The sequence below is a fragment of the Bradymonas sediminis genome, assembly GCF_003258315.1.
GTDB lineage: Bacteria > Myxococcota_A > Bradymonadia > Bradymonadales > Bradymonadaceae > Bradymonas > Bradymonas sediminis.
Window position 1 is genome coordinate 3,255,653 of record NZ_CP030032.1, and the last position, 21,670, is coordinate 3,277,322.

Consider the following 21,670-nt stretch of genomic DNA (forward strand, 5'->3'; position numbering starts at 1 on the left):
CCGCGATTGTTCACATTCCATAGATAACTTCCTTTTAACCGAATACACGTCGGCTAAACGCATTCTCAAATACGCGGTCGGGGTCAAGCTCATCGCGGAGCGCGCAAAAATCATCGAAGCGCTCGAATACCCGACGAAGCTCTGCGCCCTCCCAGCCAAACATCTTTCCCCAATGCGGGCGCGCTCCCATCCGCGCGGCGATCGCCTCGAGCCCCGCGAAATATTGGGGCGCATGCGCGCTCCTGCCGCAATAGGCGCCAATATGGCACGCGTCGCGCCCATAAGCCGGGCTCATCCAGATGTCATCGGCCGCCACAAAGCGCAACTCACCGATAAAGTTAACCCGCAACTGCTCCCACTCGACCCATGCGCGAAGTTGCTCGAAGGCCGCCGGGCCGTCTTCGCGCGCGAAGGCAAACTCGGCCTCCAGATGCCTCGGCGGCATCGCCAGGTTGAAGACGCCGTCGCTTCGCTCCACGCGCTCTCTCTGGCCAAAATACCCGAGACAAACAAGCCGGTTAAGCGTCGGAATCGCCGGCGAAAAATGCCCGCCGAGCCACAGGATGCTCCGGAAGACCGGCGTGATCATGCCCAATTTATCGGCCCGGCGAGTCAAGGCGGGGCAGGTCTCGGGCGCGCTGGTGCGGTCGGCCGCGAAGACCTGGATGCGGTCGGTATGCGGAAGCCACCAAAACTTTATAAATTCGTGGGTATCCGCCAGGGTTTGCATCTGGCGAAGCGCTTCATCAAAAGGCAGCGTCCAACAACGCTCGTGCAGGTTGAAAATCGGCACGCAGCGCATGGTCACCTGCGTGATCACGCCCAGGCATCCCAGCCCAACCCGCGCCGCCGCAAAGACGTCGGGGTGATGCTCCCTCGACGCTTCGACAACCTCGCCGCGCCCGGTGACCAGGCGCAGCGATTCGACAAGCGATGAGAGGTTTCCCACCGTGGCGCCGCTGCCGTGGGTGCCGGTCGAAATCGCCCCCGCCAGGGTTTGCTCGGCGATCGAGCCAAGAGACGGCAGGGCCAGGCCGAAGTCCGATAAGTGGCACACGAGCTCCCTGAGCGAAATACCCGCCTCGGCCACCACCAACCCGTTTTCCCGGTCGATACGAAGCACTCGATTGAGGCGCTCAAGGCGCAGCAAATGCCCATCCGTGCAGGCGATATCGGTCCAGGAATGCCCCGCGCCCACGACCCGCAGCGTTTGGCCGCGCCGGCCGACCTCTTTGACCAGCGCCACGACCTCGGCCTCGCTCTCGGGCAAATGCAGCGCCACAGGCGCGCATCGATGCGTGCGCCCCCATGTTTGGAAGGTTCGAGATGAAGCGCGCGTCAATGGCTTAATCATGCGATTTAACCCGGTGCACCTTGGGGCTCACCCTGTCGACCATCATTACGATCGTTGCCGCAGGAGCTGAAGCGATGAGCCATATTTTTAGCGCGCCGCGCTAAAAATACCAAGTCACTCCACGCGCCGACGCGAGTGCTTCAAATTCTCCAAGCGTAGCGTCGCGAGATGAGCGGCCATTAATATCAGAGTAATAAAGGCGAAGAGCGAACCCAGCCAACGATGATGCATCAGGAAACTCCGACGTCATTTGTTTCAGTCATTCGGTTTGTGGCGAGCGAACTTTCGTACAATCTTCGCTCCGTCGAAACGCGCCAAAGGAGGGGCTCTCGGCGCAAAAAAGCCCCGAGTCAATATCGGAGCTTTTTCGCTTGCGCCCTTGCCCTTGTGAGCATCATCACTTGCGTTCCGACGCCTCCTCTCGGGGGGGGGCGCGGTGAGCCTGGGTGACCTAAAAGATCTCAAAATAGTTCAAGTCGATCGCTGCGCTAAATACAAGGGCGTCATATTGGGTCCAGAACTCGCCGAAGGTGAAGTTGCGCCGCTCCCACCCCGCATACGCGCTCAACGCGAAGTAGGTCGAGGTGAAGATATAGCCCGCGCGCCCGCCAAAGTCGAATTTCTCGCTGAAATCGCCGTTGCCGCTGCTCAACGCCCAGCCGACTAGATCTGCGCCGCCAAACCCCTCGATACCGAAACCGTATAGAAACTCCGGATAGATATGCACGCCGATGTCGAGCGGGACCCGGAGAGCCCAGTCAAGCTTATGAACCTCGGGCGGGGTCTTGTCGAAGGTCTGGGTATACCGGCCCATGCCGATGCGCGCGCCGGCGGAGAAACGCAGCCAATCCCAGTCCTCGACAAGCTTGGCGACGCCGCTGACCGACAACCCGCCCTCGCCATAGCTGCTCGAATACTCGCGGCCATCGGGTGGATTTCCGGGGATATAATATCTCCCCGCATCCGAACTCCCCCATTTATAATATGCCCCGCAGCTCATGCCCTGGAATTCGGAGGGGCTTCGCTCGCGCCAGGAATACTCATAGGAGCGTTTTTTATCCCGAACAGCCTCCTGATACGCCTTCCTTTCGTTGCCGATCTGTTCGCTGGTTTCAGCCAGAGCGGCGCAGAAAACCCCCAAATTATCCACCAGCCGAATCTCGTTCATGTCGAGCTCGGCCTCATAATATGTGTCGGGCTTTTTCTCGGGAGAGCCGCGCGAAATGGTGTCTTCAACGCCGCGTGAATAGCTCATATGAGAGCACGCAGAGGTTAAAAACAGCATCGCGAACAAAACGCTACAAAGGACAATCGGACGAAGTGGGGCGCGAAAAGACTGCCTGGCTTTCATAACACCTCATGAGGAAATAAGTCGGACCCCACATTTACATGGATTATGATTGCAGCGCAATCTAAGCGGGTAAAACTAGCAAAACCCATCATCTACGCGCCGACCGCCTGCGTCCAGGACTCGATCAGCGCGTGGGCCGCCCGAAGCATCTGTGTCTCATCGCTGTCGCGCCCCAGGCTGAGCCGCAGCGCGCCGACCGCCTGCTCGGCGGGGATGCCCATGGCGAGGATGACGGCCGACGCGCTGGTCTGTCCGGCGTCGCAGGCCGAGCCGGTGGAGGCGGCGACTTCGGGAGCGCCGGCGAGCACCGCGTCGCCGGTGACGCCCGGAAAGCGGACATTTAGCGTGTTGGGCAGGCGAAGCTCAGGGTGACCGTTGAGGGCCAGGTTGGGAATGGCAGCGGACAGGCGTGACCAGAGCAAATCGCGAAGATAGCGCATGCGCTCGGCGACTTCGTCCAGGTCGCGGCGCGCGGCCAGCGCCGCCTGCCCGAGGCCGACGATCGATGCGACATTCTCGGTGCCCGGGCGCAGGCCTCGCTCGTGCCCGGCGCCCAGCGTGAACGGCGCGATCGGCGTGCCGCGGCGAATATAGAGCGCGCCGACACCCTTAGGCGCGTAGAGTTTATGACCGGCACAAGACAGCAGGTCGACGCCCAATTGCTGCACGTTCACCGGGACTTTACCCAGCGATTGCGCGGCGTCGGTGTGGACGAGCGCCCCGGCCGCGCGGGCGGCCTGGCTGATGGCGGCGATGGGCTGAAGCGTGCCGGTCTCGTTATTGGAGTGCATGACGGTGACGAGCGTCGTCGCGTCGGTGATGGCGCGGGCGGCCTCGTCCTCGCGCACCCGGCCGGTCGCGTCGACGCCCAGGCGCGTGACCGTCGTGCCGCGTTGCTCCAACCAGGCGCAGGGCTGGGCGGTCGCGGGGTGCTCGACGCTCGAGGTCACGACCTCGCCCGCGCCACCTGCCGCCTCGATCACGCCGCGAATGGCCAGGTTATTCGCCTCGGTTCCGCCCGACGTAAAGATCACCTCATCCGCCTCGCAGCCAATCAGCTGAGCGACCTGCTCGCGGGCCTCCTCGACCGCCCGATGCGCGCGCTGCCCGAAGAGATGCCCGCTCGAAGGATTGCCGAAATGCTCACGCAAATAGGGGAGCATCGCGTCGACCACCTCGGGCAGCAGAGGGGTCGTCGCGTTGTGGTCGAGATAGATGAGGTCATCGGTCTGCATGGCTTCTCCATAATTTATATAGTGGGCTTGGCGCGTCGGAGTTGAGCCATTACCCCAACACCTATGCCGCATCAACAACTCTCCATCGCCCAGCCACGGGTTCTTCTCGCCCAGACACGGGTCAGCGACCCGACGGCCCATACCCTTAAGCGCCAGCTCGAGCCCAGCAGAAGGTGTTCTAGAACACTTGGCGCCAGCTCGAGCCCAGCAGAAGGTGTTCTAGAACACTTGGCGCCAGCTCGAGCCCAGCAGAAGGTGTTCTAGAACACTTGTTAGGACCCTCAACCCTGAAAATCCATTCAGCGCCGAGGCTTATCTTTCTGCTCTCGGCCAGCGTTCGTCCACCCCGCAGCGCTTCGAACTAATGATGTTCAAAGTCTTGTATTGTCTCCGAAGTTCGGGCAAAGAAGCCCAGTCGACTTCATAATTTGCTAACCCCTAACGGACAGCTCAATGCGCTCTCAGACAAATTTCTTCACTTTGCTATGCCTCTTCGCCCTGCTCGTCATCGCCCCATTGGGGTGCAGCGACGACTCCGACGCCACCAATAACAAACGCCCCCAGACCCCCGAGACCTGCGGCAACGGTCAGCTCGACGAGGGCGAGGTCTGCGACGGGGAGCAATTGGGCGGGGAGACCTGCGAGTCCCAGGGCGCGACCGGCGGTCAACTCGGGTGCAAGTCGACATGCCTGGGCTTTGAGCTGACACAATGCAGCGCGCCGGCGACCTGCGGCGACGACACGATTCAAAGCCCCGAGGTATGCGACGGCTCGGACCTCGCCGGAGCGAGCTGTGAGTCGCTTGGCTTCGATCGCGGAACGCTGACCTGCGCGAATAATTGCCTCGAGGTCAACAGCTCGGGCTGCTCCTATGAGGGCGAATGCCAGCCGACCACCTGCGCCGACGTGGGCGCGCAGTGCGGCTCGATCGACAATGGTTGCGGCGAGACCCTCAACTGCGGCGGCTGCGACGGAGACCTGAGCTGTGGCGGCAGCGGCGAAGAAAATATCTGCGGGGCAACCTGCCCGCAGGGATGCCCCGACGGCTTTAGCTGCAACACACTGGGCGTATGCACCGGCGACTCCGACACCATCGCGGTCAATATGCCCACCGCCACCGTCGAGCTCGTCGCTCAGGTCGACGGCCAGGCCCCGCAGCCCTCCAGCCAATGTGGCTCGAACACCTCCTACCGCCTCGGCTATATCAAGCTCGTCAGCATCTCGAATGGCGAAGAAGAAGAATACGATATCCCGTGCAACGGCAGCCTTGAAGTTGCGGTCCCCAAAGACACTTATCGTGTGTCGATTCAAGGGGCGCATTCGACCGACCTGCTCCGGCGCGAATTCCAGACCCACGCCAACCTGGTCGTCGACTCCGACATGACCATCACCGCCAATATGCCCACCGCCACCGTGCAGTTGGTCGCCCAGCTCAACGGACAGGCCCCGCAGCCCTCCAGTCAATGCTCCGGGGGCGACGCCTACCAGCTCGCCGACATCACCCTGGTCAGCCTGACCAACGGCGAAGTCGAAGAATATGGCGTCGACTGTGACGGCACCCTCGAAGTGAAGATCCCCAAGGACACCTACCGTGTATCGGTCGAAGGGCGATTCTCCTCCGACCTGCTCCGCCGCGACTTCCAGACCCACGCCAACCTGGTCGTCGACTCCGACATGACCATCACCGCCAATATGCCCACCGCCACCGTGCAGTTGGTCGCCCAGCTCAACGGGCAGGCCCCACAGCCCTCCAGCCAATGCGCCGACGACGCCTACCAGCTCGCCGACATCACCCTGACCAGCTTGACCAACGGCGAAGTCAAAGAATACGGCGTCGACTGTGACGGCACCCTCGAGGTGGAGATCCCCAAGGACACCTACCGTGTATCGGTCGAAGGTCGATATTCCAGCGACCTGCTCCGCCGCGACTTCCAGACCCACGCCAACCTGGTCGTCGACGCCGACATGACCATCACCGCCAATATGCCCACCGCCACCGTGCAGTTGGTCGCCCAGCTCAACGGGCAGGCCCCACAGCCCTCCAGCCAATGCGCCGACGACGCCTACCAGCTCGCCGACATCACCCTGACCAGCTTGACCAACGGCGAAGTCAAAGAATACGGCGTCGACTGTGCCGGCACCCTCGAGGTGGAGATCCCCAAGGACACCTACCGTGTATCGGTCGAAGGTCGATATTCCAGCGACCTGCTCCGCCGCGACTTCCAGACCCACGCCAACCTGGTCGTCGACGCCGACATGACCATCACCGCCAATATGCCCACCGCCACCGTGCAGTTGGTCGCCCAGCTCAACGGGCAGGCCCCACAGCCCTCCAGCCAATGCGCCGACGACGCCTACCAGCTCGCCGACATCACCCTGACCAGCTTGACCAACGGCGAAGTCAAAGAATACGGCGTCGACTGTGCCGGCACCCTCGAGGTGGAGATCCCCAAGGACACCTACCGTGTATCGGTCGAAGGTCGATATTCCAGCGACCTGCTCCGCCGCGACTTCCAGACCCACGCCAACCTGGTCGTCGACGCCGACATGACCATCACCGCCAATATGCCCACCGCCACCGTGCAGTTGGTCGCCCAGCTCAACGGGCAGGCCCCACAGCCCTCCAGCCAATGCGCCGACGACGCCTACCAGCTCGCCGACATCACCCTGACCAGCCTGACCAACGGCGAAGTCGAAGAATACGGCGTTGACTGTGACGGCACCCTCGAAGTGGAGATCCCCAAGGACACCTACGCCGTGTCCATTGAAGGCCGCTCCTCCAGCGACCTGCTCCGCCAGGAGTATTTGGCCATCCAGCGTATTGAACTCAACTAAATTTCGGGCATACACCCGATGAAGCACGACAAAAGCCCCGAACCTGGTTCGGGGCTTTTTTGCGCGCATCCGCAGATGACCAGGGTTTTCGTGCGCCATAAAAGCGCGTATCCTGCCGCCCCGCGCAGCCCAACCCAACCCATTGGCCACACGAGGACACACCTATGGTTCATCAGCATTCGTCGATTCGCTGGCTCTTCGTCGCCTCCTGCGCGCTAATTTTCTCAGCCTGCGAGGCGGCGTCGACCGAAGATCTTGACGCCACATCGGCACAGGACTCGGGCCATCAGGCGAATGACGTGACAGATGCGACGGACGCCGCGGTTGAAGAGACTAGCGAAGTAGACGCCGAGAAGGCTGAGCCAGACGCGACGCGCGAAGCCGATGTGACCCACCAGGCCGACGCCGAGTCACGCGACTTCTGGCAACCCGCCCCCAACACGACCTGGCATTGGCAATTGCAGGGCGAAGTCGACACGACCCTCGACGTCGCGGTCTACGATATCGACCTCTTTGACACACCCGCCGCGACCGTCGCCGCCCTGCAGGCGCGAGGCGTGCGGGTCATCTGTTATTTTTCGGCCGGCAGCTACGAGGATTGGCGCGAGGACGCCGAGCGGTTCGAGGCGAGCGACTACGGCGACCCGATGGGCAATTGGCCCGGCGAGTGGTGGGTCGATATCCGCTCGGATAATCTGCGCGAGATCATGCAGGCCCGCCTGGACCTGGCGGCGAGCAAGGGGTGCGACGCGGTCGAGCCCGATAATGTCGACGCCTACCAGAACGCGACCGGCCTCGATTTAAGCCAGGCCGACCAGCTCGACTATAATCGCTTTTTGGCGCGCCAGGCGCACCAGCGCGGGCTGTCCATCGGCCTGAAAAACGCCCTCGACCTGGTCGCCACCCTCGAGCCCGACTTTGACTGGGCGCTCAACGAGTCCTGCCTGAGCTACGACGAATGCGCGATGCTTCGCCCGTTTATCGACGCCGGCAAAGCCGTGTTTCACGCCGAGTATATCGACGCCGTGAGTGAGGCGAGCGCCAAGCAAGCTGAGGTATGTGGCGACGCGAGCATTGGCGGGTTTTCGACGCTGATCTTCACCTGGGAGCTGGATGGCTGGGCGGTGGGGTGTCCGTAGCCACGCAGGCTCAGAACGCACCAGACAAGGAGAGCGTCGCCCCATCCTCGGTGGGCGAGATGCCCCAGCGTGCCGTGACGCGTTCGTCATCGGAGGCGTCCCAATCGCGGGTCATCACGGTCGCGATCCCCAGGCCGGCGAGCGTTCCAGCGATGCCGCTGATGCCAGCGGCGACCTCGCTGCTGGGCGCGATAAGCGCGGAGGTGCCCATTCCGGCGACCATGCCGAGCACGCCGCCCAGATCGATCATGAGCATGCGCCCGCGCGAGATGGGTTTGATCTGAGACAGCAGCGCCCCGCCGATCAAGCCGACATCAGTCAGGCCGATAAGCGCCCACACCACAGGCTCAAGCTCCCAATCCGTGGCGCCCGCGGCCAAGAACCCGAGCGCGCTCAACTGCGCAACCCAGAGGCCGCCGGAGTTGGTCATCGAGACTTCGCCGGCGGTCGGGCGCCACTGATTCCAGATAAGCGCGCTGACGCCCATCGCTCCGAGCTGCGAGACGCCCATCACTCCCGAAATAGTGCTCGAATTCTTGGTCAGATTTGCGGTGATAAACCCGCCGTGAAATGCCCCCCAATACGCCCCGGAGTTCATGATGGTGGCGAAGCCCGGGGTCACTCCATCGCGGCTGGCGAGCAGTGAGAGGCCAAGCCCTGCGCCGGCGCCCACGGTCAGACTCGAGATCGCCAAAGCATTGCTGCCGCACTGAATAACATCGCAAAACTCAATGCCGAGCAGCAGGCCATGGGCGGTTTGAACGGCGACGAACTCCGTGCGGGCAAAGCTCGACTTTTCTTCCGGCGCCGGCGCAGCCTCTTGGGCCGCGAGCGGCGCAGCGCTCAATATAAAGAGCAGACCAAGGGTGAGGCCCAGACTACTTTTCGTTAAATGACGCATGCATTTTCTCCTAAAAAGTAATGAGGCCCACCTAGTCTGCGAGGCGGCGCCGGAAAAACTCAGAATTGACCCGACAAGGAGAGCACCGCGCCCTCTTCGGTCGGCGCGATGCCCCAGCTCGCGCTGATTTGGCCGTTGTCCGGGGCGTCCCAATGACGCGTCAAATAAGCCGACGTGCCAAGCCCTGCGACGATGCCCGCCATGGTGCTGAGCGCGAACCCTGTCGGCTCGTTAAATTCGGGATTGATGAGCACATAGGTCCCCATCCCGACGAGCCCTCCGAGGACACCGCCAGTGTCGATAACCAGCGCGCGCCCGCGGGTCATCGGCTCATATTGAGACAGCAGCGCGCCGCCCACGATGCCCAGGTCGGCCATGCCGAGGATCGACCAGATGATCGCATCTGAATTGCTATCGTGGTTGACGGCCAACTGCCCCAGAGCGGTCAAAGTGCCGAGCCAAATACCACCCGAATTGGCCACAGACACCTCGCCTGCGGTCGGGCTCAACTGGTTCCAGAGCAGCGCGCTGACCCCAATTCCCGCAAGCTGCGCCGGAGCCATGAACGCCGCGATGTCGTCCCCTGAATTGAGCGCGTTGCTGAGCATCGCGCCGTTAAACGCGCCCCAGAGCGTGCCGGAGTTGATGAGCGTCGCGAAGCCCGGGGTCACACCGCCATCGCTAGCGAGCAGCGACAGACCCAGCCCTGCGCCACCGCCCACGGCCAGCATCGTCGTGTAGAGGCGCGCATCATCACACTCGAGGGCGGAGCAAAACTCAGCGCCGAGCGCGATACCATGCACGGTCTGAAAAGCGACGAGTTCGGCGCGCGCCGCGTTGGTCTCCTCTTCTCCGTTTCGGCCAATATGATGGGAGGCTTTGGGCTTCTGCAGCGCGCGGGCCTGCAGCGTCGCCAAAGCATCGGCCGAAAGCCTGCTGGCTGGATGCTCGGGATATTGCGCGGCGAGCTCTTCGAGGGCGCTGCGCGCCGCCTTCTCGTCGGATTCAGCCAGCGCGTCGAGCGCGCGCTCTAAGATGGCCCAACCTTCCGGAGCGTCTTGGTTCGCAGTGGGAGTAGGGGCTGCCGCCGACGCCGCCTCCACCGGAGCCTCCTGAGCCGACAGCGCTCCAGGCGCCATAAAGCTAACGAGGCAGACGAATATGCAAAAGCTACGCTTGGGAAATACAATCATTTACAGCTCGGGGTTTCAGTAGAAAAACAACCGTCCATACAGCAATTGAACGCCACATATAACACGTGAACTCCAACTTAAAAATTCAATGCCCCGCCAAAAAGCGCGGTTGGTCGAGGATTCTAAAACGTCTCGGTGGCGATGCTCAATGAAAAACCCAAGCCCCCGGTCTTCTCCGAGGGCTTGGGCTTATACTTAATCGAGCCACACACGCCAGGCCCTAAGGGCGCAAACACGCGCGCGCCGAATCAATCTTCGAGCAAGAAGGTCAACTTAAGGTTGACGCGATACTCGGTAATCTTGCCGTTCTCGACGGTCGCCTTTTGCTCCTTCACCCAGACGCCTGCGATATTGTTAAGCGTCTTCGAAGCGCGCTCGACCCCACGGGCGACAGCGTCATCAAACGAGTTCGGGCTGCTGGCGATAATCTCGGTAACTTTTGCAACTTGCATAATAACCCCAAAGAGTAACAGGCACCCAAAAGAGCGCCCTGCGTGAATAGTTTTGCCCACACAAAACGTGGACGGCCCACTCATTTCATCAAACGAGTGCCTTCAAACAAAACACGGCTCGCGGACTGTCAAGCAAATCTGTGGGCGACCGCAAAACTGAGCGAGCTTCAAGTGGGTCCTGATAGCTGTTAATATGGGGCCAGCGTATTGTATTGGAATAACTATACACCGGACGAATTATGAAGAGCCGCACGCTGCGATTCAGATCATCGCGTTGGTCTTTCGCCCTTGCTATCGCTGCAGTCATCGTTGCGACGGGCTGTGATGACGACACTGGCACAAATAGCATAACCGGCGATGCAATCTCCGACGGTACAACCTCGGGCGATGGCACCGGCAATACGCCGGCAGATTCAGGCAATACCACGCCCGAAGATGCCGCAGGCGACGCCAGCCAGACGACCGATTGCCCGCCCTATCAAACCCGATGCGACGGGGTCTGCATCCCCACCAGCACCGACCCCGACAACTGCGGCGGCTGCGGCATCACCTGCGGCGAAAGCGAAGTATGCTCGGGCGGAACCTGCACAGAAGAGTGCATGCCGGGGCTCGAAATCTGTGACCGCCAATGCGTCGACTTCGGCAGCGACAACGACCATTGCGGGGCATGCGGCTCAGCCTGCGGTGAGGGCGAGGGCTGCGTCGACGGAAGCTGCGCGCCAGCAGCCGATTTGGGTACGCGCGACGAAGCTTGCGCAGACGGCGGCCCCCCCATCGACCTGGGTGACACCGTCACCGTCGAGCGCCAATGCTCCGGCAACCTCGCCGAGCGCACCTTCCGCTGGGCGGTCTGCTCCTGCGAAGATATCGACAGCACGGGGCGAGGCGACGGGATGTTCGCCGATGCCTACGATAGCAGCATTGGACCCTATGTCCCTGGCGGTGAGGGCGGCGGCGTTGCGACCAACGGCTCCCTTAAAGCGAACTCCGGCTTTTATACCACCGGAACCCTCTGGGCAGCCGACCAATTTAATAGCGGAATCGCGGTCAGCACCAATAGCGCCGCGACGATCGGCCAGCGCCTGCACGCCGGCTCTTCGGTAAACCTTGGAAGCGGCACCACCGTGGGCGGCGACGCTTATATCAACGGTAATGTGGCGGACGCCCTCGCAATCGGCGGCACCTTATACGCCCCGAATTCGGTCTCCGTCGACGGCGGCGTTACCTACGCAGATATTCAACACGGACCGGTCGATGTCGGTCTTCCCTGCGATGCCTGCGGAGTCGACGAGCGCATCCCGGTGGGCGCGATTGTCGCCAGTCGCAGCGGGACAAATAACGACAACGACCTGATCGGTCTCGATCCGGATATCTTCTCGGGCGAGAGCGACGGCACCCGCCGCGTCGACCTGCCGTGTGGTCATTATTATCTCTCCGAAATCGCGACTACGCAGCCGGTGACCCTGGTCGCAACCGGAAATACCGCGCTGTATATCGGCGGGGACATCAACTCCAGCAGCCCCATTCACATCACGGTGACGCCCACCGCCCAGCTCGACATCTTCGTGGCCGGCTCGGTCAAAACGAATACCGGGCTGAAATTGGGCTCGCCGAATTTCCCGGCGCTCCTTCGCATGTATGTCGGCGGGGTAGACGGCGTGCATGCCAATACAAGCGCCGACTTCAGCGGTTATATCTACGCGGTGCCCGGCGGCATTAAATCCACCGGCAGCCTCGAGGTTTTCGGCGGCGTCTTCGGCCAAAGCGTGGCGACGAACGACGAGGGAAGATATCACTTTGACCGCCGCATCAACGTCATCGGGGACTCCTGCCCGGATCCCGCAGACAACCCCGATCCAGATCCGGATCCCAACCCCGGCCCCGACGCGGGAACCGATCCTGAGCCAGACGCGGGAGCGGACGCAGGCCCAGACGCGGGCACCGAACCCGAACCGGATATCTGCGGCACGACCTCCGACGAATGCGGCTCCTCAAGCGATTGCTGCGCCCCGCTGATTTGCGGCAGCGCCGGCGAATGCGTCTTGATGGAGTGCCAGCCGGCCAACGCCGCGTGCACCAGCAATGATGATTGTTGCTCGGGCGGCTGTGGGAATAATGGCTTCTGCGTCGTTGGCTAAGGCGTCGCGAGCATGATGAAAATCGAAGACTAAAAGCGAAGCCCCGCTACGATCCGGGGCTTCGCTTTTTATATCGAGCGCGTTCTACGGCTCACAGAGGCGAGCCTTGTCTTAAATATCCAGTCCTCAAAACCGAAAAATTTTCGGGCTAGCAACGCGATCTGAATACAGCTTTGTGTGATTTATGTTATTCTCCATCTCGTAGTCACTATTAATGACACACTGCAAATCTTCATTGGAGAAGAATAATGCATCAACCTCGCCGTTCATTTAGGACGTCCCGCTGTTATTTATTACTCGCGATTATCGCGCTGATATTCGCTCAGGGCTGTGATGACGACACAAGCACTGGCGAGCAAACACTCAGCGATGCAACCTCCAATGACACGACTTCGTCGGACAGCGGAGGAAGCACCGATTCGGGTACGGACCCGACGGATTCGGGCACGGACCCGACGGATTCGCAGTCGGACACCACGACGGATTCGGGGGCCGCAGATACGACCAACGACACGCGCCCCGGCGATCCCGATGCGAGCCAACCTCCAGGGTGCCCGGTATATCAGACCGAGTGCAACGGGGTCTGCATCCCCACCAGCACCGACCCCGACAACTGCGGCGGCTGCGGCATCGTATGCGGCGAAAGCGAAGTATGCTCGGGCGGAACCTGCACCGACTCCTGCATGCCCGGCCTCGATATTTGCGATCGTGGATGCGTTGACTTCGACAGCGATAGTGACAATTGCGGCGCATGTGGCAACGCCTGCGGCCAGGGCGAGGGCTGTGTGGAGGGTGTCTGCGACCAGGCAGCCGACCTCGACCCGCGTGACCAGGCCTGCGCCGGCGGCGGCCCCGCCATCGACCTGGGCGACACGGTCACCGTCGAGCGCCAATGCTCCGGCGAGTTGGCCGAGCGCACCTTCCGCTGGGCGGTCTGCTCCTGCGAAGATCTTATCAGCAATAGCGGGATGAACGCGGACGCCTACGATAGCACCCTGGGGCCGTATACCCCCGGCGGCATCGGCGGCGGCGTAGCCACCAACGGCATGCTGCGCGCCAACTCCGGCTTCACAGTTACCGGCACGCTCTGGGCGGCCGACGAACTCAATACCGGCACCGCCGCCCAGACGAATATGGCCGCGACCATCGGCCAGCGCCTGCACGCCGGCTCCTCGGTCAAGCTGGGGACCGGCACGACCATCGGCGGCGACGTCTATGTCAACGGCGGTATCGAGCGCAGCATGACGATCGGCGGCACCCTCTATTCACCGAGCTCGGCCAGCATCAATAACGGCGTCACCTTCGCGGCCCACCAAGAGGGTCCGGTCGACGTCGCCCTCCCCTGCGATGCCTGCGGAGTCGATGAGCGCATCCCGGTCGGCGCCATCGTCGCCAGCCGAAGCGGCACCAATAATGACAACGCCCTCATCGGCCTCGACGAAGATCTCTTCTCGGGCGACAGCGATGGCACCCGGCGCGTCGACTTGCCGTGTGGTCATTATTACCTCTCCGAAATCGCGACCAACGAGGCGATCACCATCGTCGCCACGGGCAATACCGCGCTGTATATCGGCGGAGATATCAACTCCAGCAGCCCCATTCACATCACGGTGACGCCCACCGCTCAGCTCGATATCTTCGTGGCTGGCGGCGTCAAAACGAATACCGGGCTGAAGTTGGGCTCGCCGAATTTCCCGGCGCTGCTTCGGATGTATGTCGGCGGTGCCGAAGGGTTCCACGCCAATACCGGCGCGGACCTCAGCGGCTATATCTACGCGGTGCCCGGCGGCATTAAATCCACCGGCGGCCTCGAGGTCTTCGGCGGCGTCTTCGGCCAAACCGTCGCCACGAATAACGGCGGCGACTACCATTTCGACCGCCGCATCAACGTCGTCGGTGATTCCTGCCCCGACCGCACGCCCGACCCCGATCCGGATCCCAACCCAGGCCCCGACGCTGGCACCGATCCCGGCCCTGACGCGGGCACCGACACCGGCAGCGACCCTGACCCCGACGCCGGCACCGATCCTGACCCCGATGTCTGCGGCACGGTCTCGGAATCCTGCGACTCCAACGGCGATTGCTGCTCCCCGCTCTTCTGCGGCAGCGCCGGAGAATGCATCCTGATGGAGTGCCAACCCGACAACGCTACGTGCACGAGCAATAGTGACTGTTGCTCCGGCGGATGCGGCAACAACGGCGTCTGCTTCAGCGGCTGATATGCCGCGAAGCGAGCCCATCAAGGTGACTTAAAAAAACGAGGCCCCGGCGATTGCCGGGGCCTCGTTTTTTTAATGCGAATTAGCCTCCAACCGGCCCGCGTCATCCGCGTCCAGCCATATCGAAACGCACTGAGCAGCAGACATCAAAAAAAAAATGCCGCCAGGTGGCGTCACGATAGATACACGCCGGGTTAAATCTGCTATTTTAGCGGCACGAGCCACAATTTATTGCTATACGCACGCATTCAATGGAGCCGCAAATGCACGATCGTTGCCGTTATTTTAGGACGCCCCGCGGGTATCTCTCTCTCCTTATCATCGCCCTTGCCTTTGGGCAGGGCTGTAATTCCGACACAAGCTCAAAAGACACGCCCCTGACGGACGCCAGCTCCGCGTTCGATATCGTCGACAACCCGGACTCCAAAACGCCGCGCAATCCTGACACCGATATCTCCGCGGAGTCCGACGCCCAATCCGGGGAGGATGCCCACGCTGAAGACACCGGCCCGGAGAGCTGCCCGCTCTACCAAACACGCTGCGACGGGACGTGTATCCCGACCGTCGTGGACCCGAATAACTGCGGCGGCTGCGGCGTGACCTGCGGCGATGACGAGGTGTGCTCCGGTGGAACCTGCACGGACACCTGCATGCCGGGGCTGAATATCTGCGACCGCGCCTGCGTCGACTTCGCGACGAGCAACGCGCATTGCGGCGGGTGCGGCAACAGCTGCGCAGCCGGCACAGGCTGCGTTGAAGGCAGCTGCCTGCCGGCGGCCAACCTGGACACCCGGGAAGACGCATGCGCCGGCGGCGGGCCGGCCATCGACCTGGGGGACACCGTTTCGGTCGAGCGCCAATGCACCGGCGAGCTCGCCGAGCGCACATTTCGCTGGGCTGTCTGCTCCTGTGATAGCATCCGCTCAACGGGCCAAATATTCGCCGACGCCTACGACAGCAGCACGGGGCCGTATATCCGCGGCGGCGAAGGTGGCGGCCTGGCCACAAATGGGATCATCGACACGACCTCCGGTTTTATCACCACCGGGACCCTGTGGGCGGCCGATACATCCGGCCACGGCGCAGCGGTCCAGACGACCACGGGCGCGACCATCGGCCAGCGGCTCTACACCGGCTCCAACGTTCATCTCGGTCGGGGCACCAGGGTCGGCGGCGACGCGTTCGTCGACGGCAATGTCCGGAGGAATTTGACTATCGGCGGCACCTTAACCGTGCCAGCGTCGGCGACCGTTGACGCCGACACGACCTACGCCAATCTGCAACGCGCTGAGGTCAACGTCGCCCCTCCTTGCGATGCTTGCGATGTCGCCGACCGCATCCCCGTCGCCAACATCGTCGCCAGCCGCAGCGGCACCAATAACGACAACGCGCTTATCGGACTGGATGAAAATGTCTTTTCGCTCTTCGGCGGAAACACCAAGCGTATCGACCTGCCCTGCGGTAATTATTATCTCTCCGAAATCACCGGCAACCAGGGCGTCACGATCGTCGCCCACGGCAACACCGCGCTCTATATCGGCGGCGATATCTTGAGCAATGGCAAGGTGACGATCACCCTGACGCCCGACGCGCAGCTCGACCTCTTCGTCGCCGGTTCGGTTCGGGTCACCAACGGCTTTAAGTTGGGCTCCCCGAATTACCCGGCCCTTGTTCGCGCCTATATCGGCGGGGACCAAGGCCTGCAGACCACCTCCGGCTCGGATATCGCCGGGTTTATCTACGCGGTTCCCGGCGGCATCCAATCCACCACCAGCTCGGAGTTCTTCGGCGGAGTCTACGGACAGACCGTCGGCTCGACCGGCGGCAACAAATACCACTACGACCGCCTCATCAACGTCGTGGGCGAATCCTGCCCCGACCGCACACCGGGCGTCGACCCTCAGCCCGACCCCAATATCTGCGCGACCGCGACCGACGCCTGCGAGTCCGACGCCGACTGCTGCTCCCCGCTGCTCTGCGGAGAGGCCGGCGAATGCGTCCTGCTCGACTGCCAACCGTCTAACGCCGCCTGCACAAGCAATGACGACTGCTGCTCCGGCGGCTGCGGCAACAATGGGTTCTGCATCACCGGTTAACCTCAGGGGAGCGTGATTGCCCCGGAAACATAAAAAGAGGGTCACCCAGCTGGGTGACCCTCTTTATATATTAGCGGATTCATCTGGGGCTATCCGCCCCCAAGGGACCCTCAAAATTAGCCGAAGACCTTAAAGTTCAACGCGTGTTTCAACCACCTCCGTCTGCCACTCAAGTTCATCTTCGGGGACGTCGCAGCTGGTCTCATAGGCGTCGGGAATCTCGGGCACCCGCTGCTGCTCGATCGTGACGACCAACTCAATTTTACCGGCCTCGCCCTGCTCGATCGACCAGGCCTGGATGGTGTCGGCGACAATATCCTCGATCAGACACGCGCCGTCGTTGCGCTCAACTTCGGCCAGGCGCTTGCTCTGCGCTTTTTGCTCGCCCGAGGGGGTGAGCCCCTCAAAAGAATAGAGGTCGAGCGCGTCCATCGAATACCCCTGTCGCATCGCGCTGCTCATGCAGACCAGCTCGTCTCGCCCGTCCTCTCGGGCAAAACGCTTACACTCCTGAAAGAGGCCGCCGGGCTGGATATCCACGACCTCCATCGAATCGCCAACTTCGCGCAACAGCACGCGCCCGCCGTACCCGCCCGCCGCGCTGTCGCAACCGGTGTATTCGGCGAGAACTTCGCTTTGCCCAGGCCCACTAAAACTACCGGGCGTAATATGCTGAATGATAAAATTCGGCCCGTCGGCGCCCTCGGTAAATGACGGACAGGTCGAGCACGCGACGTCGGCCTCTTCGCCCTCGAGCCCCTCGCTCGAAATCTGCTCGAAGCCCCCCTCACAGACCTGCGCGAGGATCGCCTTCTTCATCTCCATCGACGGCACCACACGCACCGATTCGCCCTCAACGTCATCCGCGCCTCCTTCAGCTTGCGCGCTCACCGCCTTCACCTCGGCTGAGTCCCCCTGAATCGCCGCCGGGGCCGTGCTCGCGCAACCGAGCACGCCGACTGCAGGCAAGGCGAGGGAAAGAAGCAACACAGCGATGCCACGCGTGCGGATGAAATCGTTTCGTCTCATAGGTGAACTCACTTTAGCGTTGAGCAAATCAGCAAAGAAATAGCGATGCGTCCCACGCCAATCTGGCGAGCGCGCAGGGTGTGTCGGCGCGGCGCTTAGGCCCGCCGACTTATGGGAATCGATAGTTAACGCCATGAGGATTGGGTGGGTCAAGGTGGTCCGTCGAAACACAGGTTTATGGGTCGGCAAGCCGCCCCGCTCGGGCGTGCTTGTCTGCAGCGAGCACCTCAAGACGGGAACGAAGTTGGTCCCGGATAACCCTGAAATGATGCAGCCGCTCCGCATCACTGAGCGCCTCGCCCTTGCGGTCAGGGTCTTGGAGCGGCCAGTGCAACCGCTGCGCGCTCCCCAGAAATGCGGGACAGACCTCTTCGGCGCAGAGGGTAATGACCAGGTCAACGCTCTCGGGCTCGACGTCATCCACCGACGTGGAAAAATGTGTCGACAGGTCGATGTCGATCTCGGCCATCGCCTGGATGGCAAAGGGGTTGACCCGACTCGGCGCCGAGCCAGCCGATTGCACGCGCACGGTCTCGCCGAAAACTTCGCGGGCCAGCCCTTCGGCCATCTGGGAGCGCGCGGAGTTAGCTACGCAGAGGAATAAAACGGAGTCGAATGGGAGCATTATTTTCTCAATTGGAGACGGAGTCGGCGGTTGAGAACCACCCTTTTGTACGATTCGCGAAGGCTACCAAAGACAGCATCACCGGCACCTCGATCAGCACACCCACCACCGTGGCGAGCGCGGCGCCCGAGGCCAGCCCGAAGAGACTGATGGCCACGGCCACCGCCAATTCAAAGAAATTCGAGGTGCCGATCATCGCGGCCGGGGCCGCGACGTCGAACGGAAGCTTAAGAACGCGCGCGAGCCCATAGGCGATGGCGAAGATGCCGTAGCTCTGGATGGCCAGTGGGATCGCGATGAGCAGCACGCGTCCGGGCTGAGCGACGATGGTCTCGGCCTGGAAGCCGAAGAGCAGCATCACGGTCAACAGCAGTCCGAGCATCGAGGTAGGCTTGAGCCGGGCGGCCAGACGCTCGACGGCCTTGGGGCCGCTGCGCCGGGTGAGCCATTTTTGAGTCAACATCCCCGCGCTCAGTGGAACTAGGACGAAGATAATGACCGAGGCGACCAGGGTATCCCAGGGGATTTGCAGATCGGTCACGCCCAGCAAGAACCCGGCGATCGGGGCGTAGGCGACCACCAAGATAAGATTATTCACCGACACCTGGACGAGGGTATAGTTGGCGTCGCCGTCGGTGAGGTGGCTCCACACAAAGACCATCGCGGTGCAGGGCGCCACGCCCAGGAGGACCATCCCGGCGATATATTGCTGGGCATCCTCGACCGGTACCATGCCGGCGAAGACATATTTGAAGAAGAGCACGCCCAGCGCGGCCATGGTGAAGGGTTTGACAAGCCAGTTCACCACAAGCGTGAGCGCGAGCCCCTTGGGTTTTTTACCCACGTCTTTGAGGCAAGAAGGCTCGACCTTGAGCATCATTGGGTAGATCATCAGCCAAATCAGCAGCGCGATGACCAGGTTCACGCTGGCCCATTCGATTTGCGAGACAGACTCGAAGAGCGCGGGCGCGACGAGGCCGAGTCCGACGCCGGCCACAATCGCTAAGGCGACCCAGATTGAAAGAAAACGTTCAAAGATACCCATAAAAAGCTCCGTCTTGATCTTCATTCCAACAACATACCGTCTATCGACGATATACGATTAAGCGCATATTAGAGAGCCTTAAAGTCAAGAATTGCCCCGAACCTCACAGACCCTTAACGAGGGCCTTGAGGAGCATCACAACGCCAGGCTCGATGCAATAACAAACGCGCGGACCGTCGACCTCGCCGCGGATAAGCCCCGCATTCTTGAGCTGCTTGAGGTGCTGGGAAACGGTCGACTGCGCGAGGGGAAGTTCGTCGACGATATCGCCAACAATGCAACCATCTTGGCGCATCAGCAGCCGCACGATGGCGACGCGCGCGGGATGGGCGATGGCCTTGGCGAGCTCGGCGAGGCGGATATTGGCCTCAAGCTCATCTTCGGGCACCGACGGCATCGGGGCAGCCGGTGGGGCGCAGGTTTCAGATTGTGTTGTCTTCATAGGCTTCTCTCCTCACACACCAATCGCATAAATACGATTAGACATACGCTCTTGTCAACGGTCTGCCTGTAACCTTGACACTTTTTCACCACTTAACCTATGATACGCCCAGTCCTTAGACATTATTTGCGATTTTTGCCGCTCCGCTGCGAGCGGATTTTGGTCTCCCAAACGTCGTGCTTTCTTGTCTTCTCTTCTTTCAAAGGAATCAACTATGTTTGCGCTCAATGTTCTGGCTCAATCGGACTCTGGTGGCATGATCGGCATGATCGTCGGCCTTGTCTTCAGCCTCTTTGCCCTACTCCTCGTGGTCGTGATGATCGCTGGCCTGTGGAAGATCTTCGAGAAGGCTGGACATCCGGGCTGGGCCGCGATCGTCCCCATCTACAATGTGTTTATCATGCTGCAAATTGTCGGCCGCCCCACCTGGTGGTTGGTGCTCTTCTTTATCCCGATGATCAACGGGCTGATCGGGATCGTCCTCAATATCGAATTGGCGAAGGCCTTCGGAAAAGACCTGGTCTACGGGCTTGGCATGGTCTTCCTTCCGTTTATTTTCGCGCCGATGCTAGGCTTTGGCGACGCGCAATATCAGGGTCCGGACCCACTCTTTTAAGTGAGTCACGACTTATCAATCGGGACACAAAAAAGCCCGCCACGTTATCCGTGGCGGGCTATTTGACGTTTTCTACTCCCTGCGCCGCGCATCAAAGCCCGGCCAACACTCGCCGGCTGCGGCCCCCTGGCGACGATTGCTCATTTGGGAAAGAGCAGCACGATGGCCCCGATCGCCAAAACAATGCCGAGCATATTGACCCGGCTTAATCGCTCGTGGAAGAAACCGGCCCCCACAAGCGCGCCGAGTGAAATCACCCCGATATTCATCGAGGCGAAGACCAACGTAGGGTCATCCGGAAAGTATTGATGCGCGCGAATATAGAAGAAGATATTGCCGAAATTAAGCACGCCCAGCAGCAAGCCGGCGCCCAGACTCCGGGCGTTCCACCGGGTGCGACGCCGCGCAATAAGCCAGCCAAAGATCAGCAGCGCTGCCAGGACAAAGCTCAACAAGAGCGTGCTGGTGAAGCCGGCGCCCAGGCGAGCCATTTGCTTAAATAGGATATCGATCACGCCGTATCCCACCCACACCCCCAGCAATGCCCACAACGCGCGCCGCCCTGTATCGGCGGGCTCAACAGCTTGTTCCTGGCGCTGCAAAAGACAGCCGAGCGCGCACAGGGCGAGCGCGATGCCGACGAGTTTTTTTGGCAGCATCGACTCACCGAAGATCAGAAAAGCGGCCGCCAGCGGAATCACCAGTGAGAGGCGCTGCGCGGTATCGCTGCGGATAATCCCGGCGTGGCGCACCGCAGCGGCCATCACCAAAAAGACCGCCGGCAAGAGCACGCCGAGCAACACCAGAATCCCCCAGCCCATCGCTGACTGGGCGAGCAAAGTACCGAGGCTCGGGCGCAGCAGCAGAAGGCACAGGGCGGAGGCCGCGATATACCCGGCGGCGATGGCCTGGGCGACGTCGACCTCCCAGCGGCGCGCGAGCTTCAAAAAGACCGACACAGACACGCTGAAGACGATGCTGAAAATAAACGTATGCATGG

17 protein-coding genes are annotated in these 21,670 nt (G+C 61.6%); 6 read left to right on the top strand and 11 right to left on the bottom strand.

Annotation, left to right across the window (positions count from 1 at the left end):
- Positions 1 to 34: 34 nt before the first annotated feature.
- From DN745_RS12305 to DN745_RS12315, 3 genes are all read right to left on the bottom strand, one after another.
- Positions 35 to 1,354 carry a D-arabinono-1,4-lactone oxidase gene (locus DN745_RS12305; protein ID WP_111335244.1) on the bottom strand — a complete coding sequence of 440 codons (1,320 nt, stop codon included), beginning with the start codon at positions 1,352 to 1,354 and terminating at the stop codon, positions 35 to 37.
- 451 nt (positions 1,355 to 1,805) lie between these two features.
- Positions 1,806 to 2,609, bottom strand: coding sequence for a hypothetical protein (locus DN745_RS12310; protein ID WP_111335246.1), 804 nt, complete (start codon positions 2,607 to 2,609; stop codon positions 1,806 to 1,808).
- 188 nt (positions 2,610 to 2,797) lie between these two features.
- Positions 2,798 to 3,940, bottom strand: a complete 1,143-nt coding sequence (locus DN745_RS12315; RefSeq protein ID WP_111335247.1) for a cysteine desulfurase family protein — start codon at positions 3,938 to 3,940, stop codon at positions 2,798 to 2,800.
- 453 nt (positions 3,941 to 4,393) lie between these two features.
- On the opposite strand from DN745_RS12315, the gene DN745_RS12320 reads away from it, so the two are divergent.
- Both DN745_RS12320 and DN745_RS12325 read left to right on the top strand, forming a co-directional pair.
- Positions 4,394 to 6,775 (top strand): hypothetical protein, encoded by a 2,382-nt coding sequence (locus DN745_RS12320; protein ID WP_111335249.1) that lies wholly within the window; start codon positions 4,394 to 4,396, stop codon positions 6,773 to 6,775.
- A gap of 164 nt (positions 6,776 to 6,939) precedes the next feature.
- Positions 6,940 to 7,914: an endo alpha-1,4 polygalactosaminidase gene (locus DN745_RS12325; RefSeq protein ID WP_111335251.1), complete on the top strand. Its 975-nt coding sequence runs from the start codon at positions 6,940 to 6,942 to the stop codon at positions 7,912 to 7,914.
- A gap of 10 nt (positions 7,915 to 7,924) precedes the next feature.
- On the opposite strand, the gene DN745_RS12330 is transcribed toward DN745_RS12325, so the two are convergent.
- The 3 genes from DN745_RS12330 to DN745_RS12340 all read right to left on the bottom strand — a co-directional run bounded on the left by DN745_RS12330 (position 7,925) and on the right by DN745_RS12340 (position 10,460).
- Positions 7,925 to 8,815, bottom strand: a complete 891-nt coding sequence (locus tag DN745_RS12330; RefSeq protein WP_111335253.1) for a hypothetical protein — start codon at positions 8,813 to 8,815, stop codon at positions 7,925 to 7,927.
- A gap of 59 nt (positions 8,816 to 8,874) precedes the next feature.
- Positions 8,875 to 10,008: a hypothetical protein gene (locus DN745_RS12335; protein ID WP_111335255.1), complete on the bottom strand. Its 1,134-nt coding sequence runs from the start codon at positions 10,006 to 10,008 to the stop codon at positions 8,875 to 8,877.
- Between the two features lie 248 nt (positions 10,009 to 10,256).
- Positions 10,257 to 10,460 (bottom strand): dodecin family protein, encoded by a 204-nt coding sequence (locus DN745_RS12340; RefSeq protein WP_111335257.1) that lies wholly within the window; start codon positions 10,458 to 10,460, stop codon positions 10,257 to 10,259.
- A gap of 239 nt (positions 10,461 to 10,699) precedes the next feature.
- On the opposite strand from DN745_RS12340, the gene DN745_RS12345 reads away from it, so the two are divergent.
- The 3 genes from DN745_RS12345 to DN745_RS12355 all read left to right on the top strand — a co-directional run bounded on the left by DN745_RS12345 (position 10,700) and on the right by DN745_RS12355 (position 16,913).
- Positions 10,700 to 12,598 carry a DUF7305 domain-containing protein gene (locus DN745_RS12345; protein WP_111335259.1) on the top strand — a complete coding sequence of 633 codons (1,899 nt, stop codon included), beginning with the start codon at positions 10,700 to 10,702 and terminating at the stop codon, positions 12,596 to 12,598.
- A 248-nt stretch (positions 12,599 to 12,846) separates the two neighbouring features.
- Entirely contained in the window at positions 12,847 to 14,817 is a 1,971-nt protein-coding gene (locus DN745_RS12350; RefSeq protein WP_111335261.1) for a DUF7305 domain-containing protein, read from the top strand.
- A 263-nt stretch (positions 14,818 to 15,080) separates the two neighbouring features.
- Positions 15,081 to 16,913: a DUF7305 domain-containing protein gene (locus tag DN745_RS12355; RefSeq protein ID WP_162687641.1), complete on the top strand. Its 1,833-nt coding sequence runs from the start codon at positions 15,081 to 15,083 to the stop codon at positions 16,911 to 16,913.
- Positions 16,914 to 17,042: 129 nt separating this feature from the next.
- Here the strand turns inward: DN745_RS12355 and DN745_RS12360 are convergent, their stop codons facing one another.
- The 4 genes from DN745_RS12360 to DN745_RS12375 all read right to left on the bottom strand — a co-directional run bounded on the left by DN745_RS12360 (position 17,043) and on the right by DN745_RS12375 (position 20,054).
- Positions 17,043 to 17,942 carry a hypothetical protein gene (locus DN745_RS12360; protein ID WP_111335264.1) on the bottom strand — a complete coding sequence of 300 codons (900 nt, stop codon included), beginning with the start codon at positions 17,940 to 17,942 and terminating at the stop codon, positions 17,043 to 17,045.
- A gap of 175 nt (positions 17,943 to 18,117) precedes the next feature.
- On the bottom strand, positions 18,118 to 18,567 hold the full coding sequence (locus DN745_RS12365; RefSeq protein ID WP_111335266.1) for an arsenate reductase ArsC: 450 nt from the start codon (positions 18,565 to 18,567) through the stop codon (positions 18,118 to 18,120).
- A gap of 7 nt (positions 18,568 to 18,574) precedes the next feature.
- Positions 18,575 to 19,612, bottom strand: a complete 1,038-nt coding sequence (gene arsB, locus DN745_RS12370; RefSeq protein WP_111337662.1) for an ACR3 family arsenite efflux transporter — start codon at positions 19,610 to 19,612, stop codon at positions 18,575 to 18,577.
- A gap of 103 nt (positions 19,613 to 19,715) precedes the next feature.
- Entirely contained in the window at positions 19,716 to 20,054 is a 339-nt protein-coding gene (locus tag DN745_RS12375) for an ArsR/SmtB family transcription factor (protein ID WP_208112432.1), read from the bottom strand.
- Between the two features lie 214 nt (positions 20,055 to 20,268).
- Between DN745_RS12375 and DN745_RS12380 the strand changes: the two genes are divergently transcribed.
- A complete protein-coding gene (locus DN745_RS12380) occupies positions 20,269 to 20,670 on the top strand; it encodes a DUF5684 domain-containing protein (RefSeq protein ID WP_204354987.1) in 402 nt (133 codons plus the stop codon).
- Positions 20,671 to 20,810: 140 nt separating this feature from the next.
- Here DN745_RS12380 and DN745_RS12385 read toward each other — a convergent pair whose 3' ends face one another.
- A complete protein-coding gene (locus DN745_RS12385; RefSeq protein WP_111335269.1) occupies positions 20,811 to 21,668 on the bottom strand; it encodes an EamA family transporter in 858 nt (285 codons plus the stop codon).
- Positions 21,669 to 21,670 lie beyond the last annotated feature (2 nt).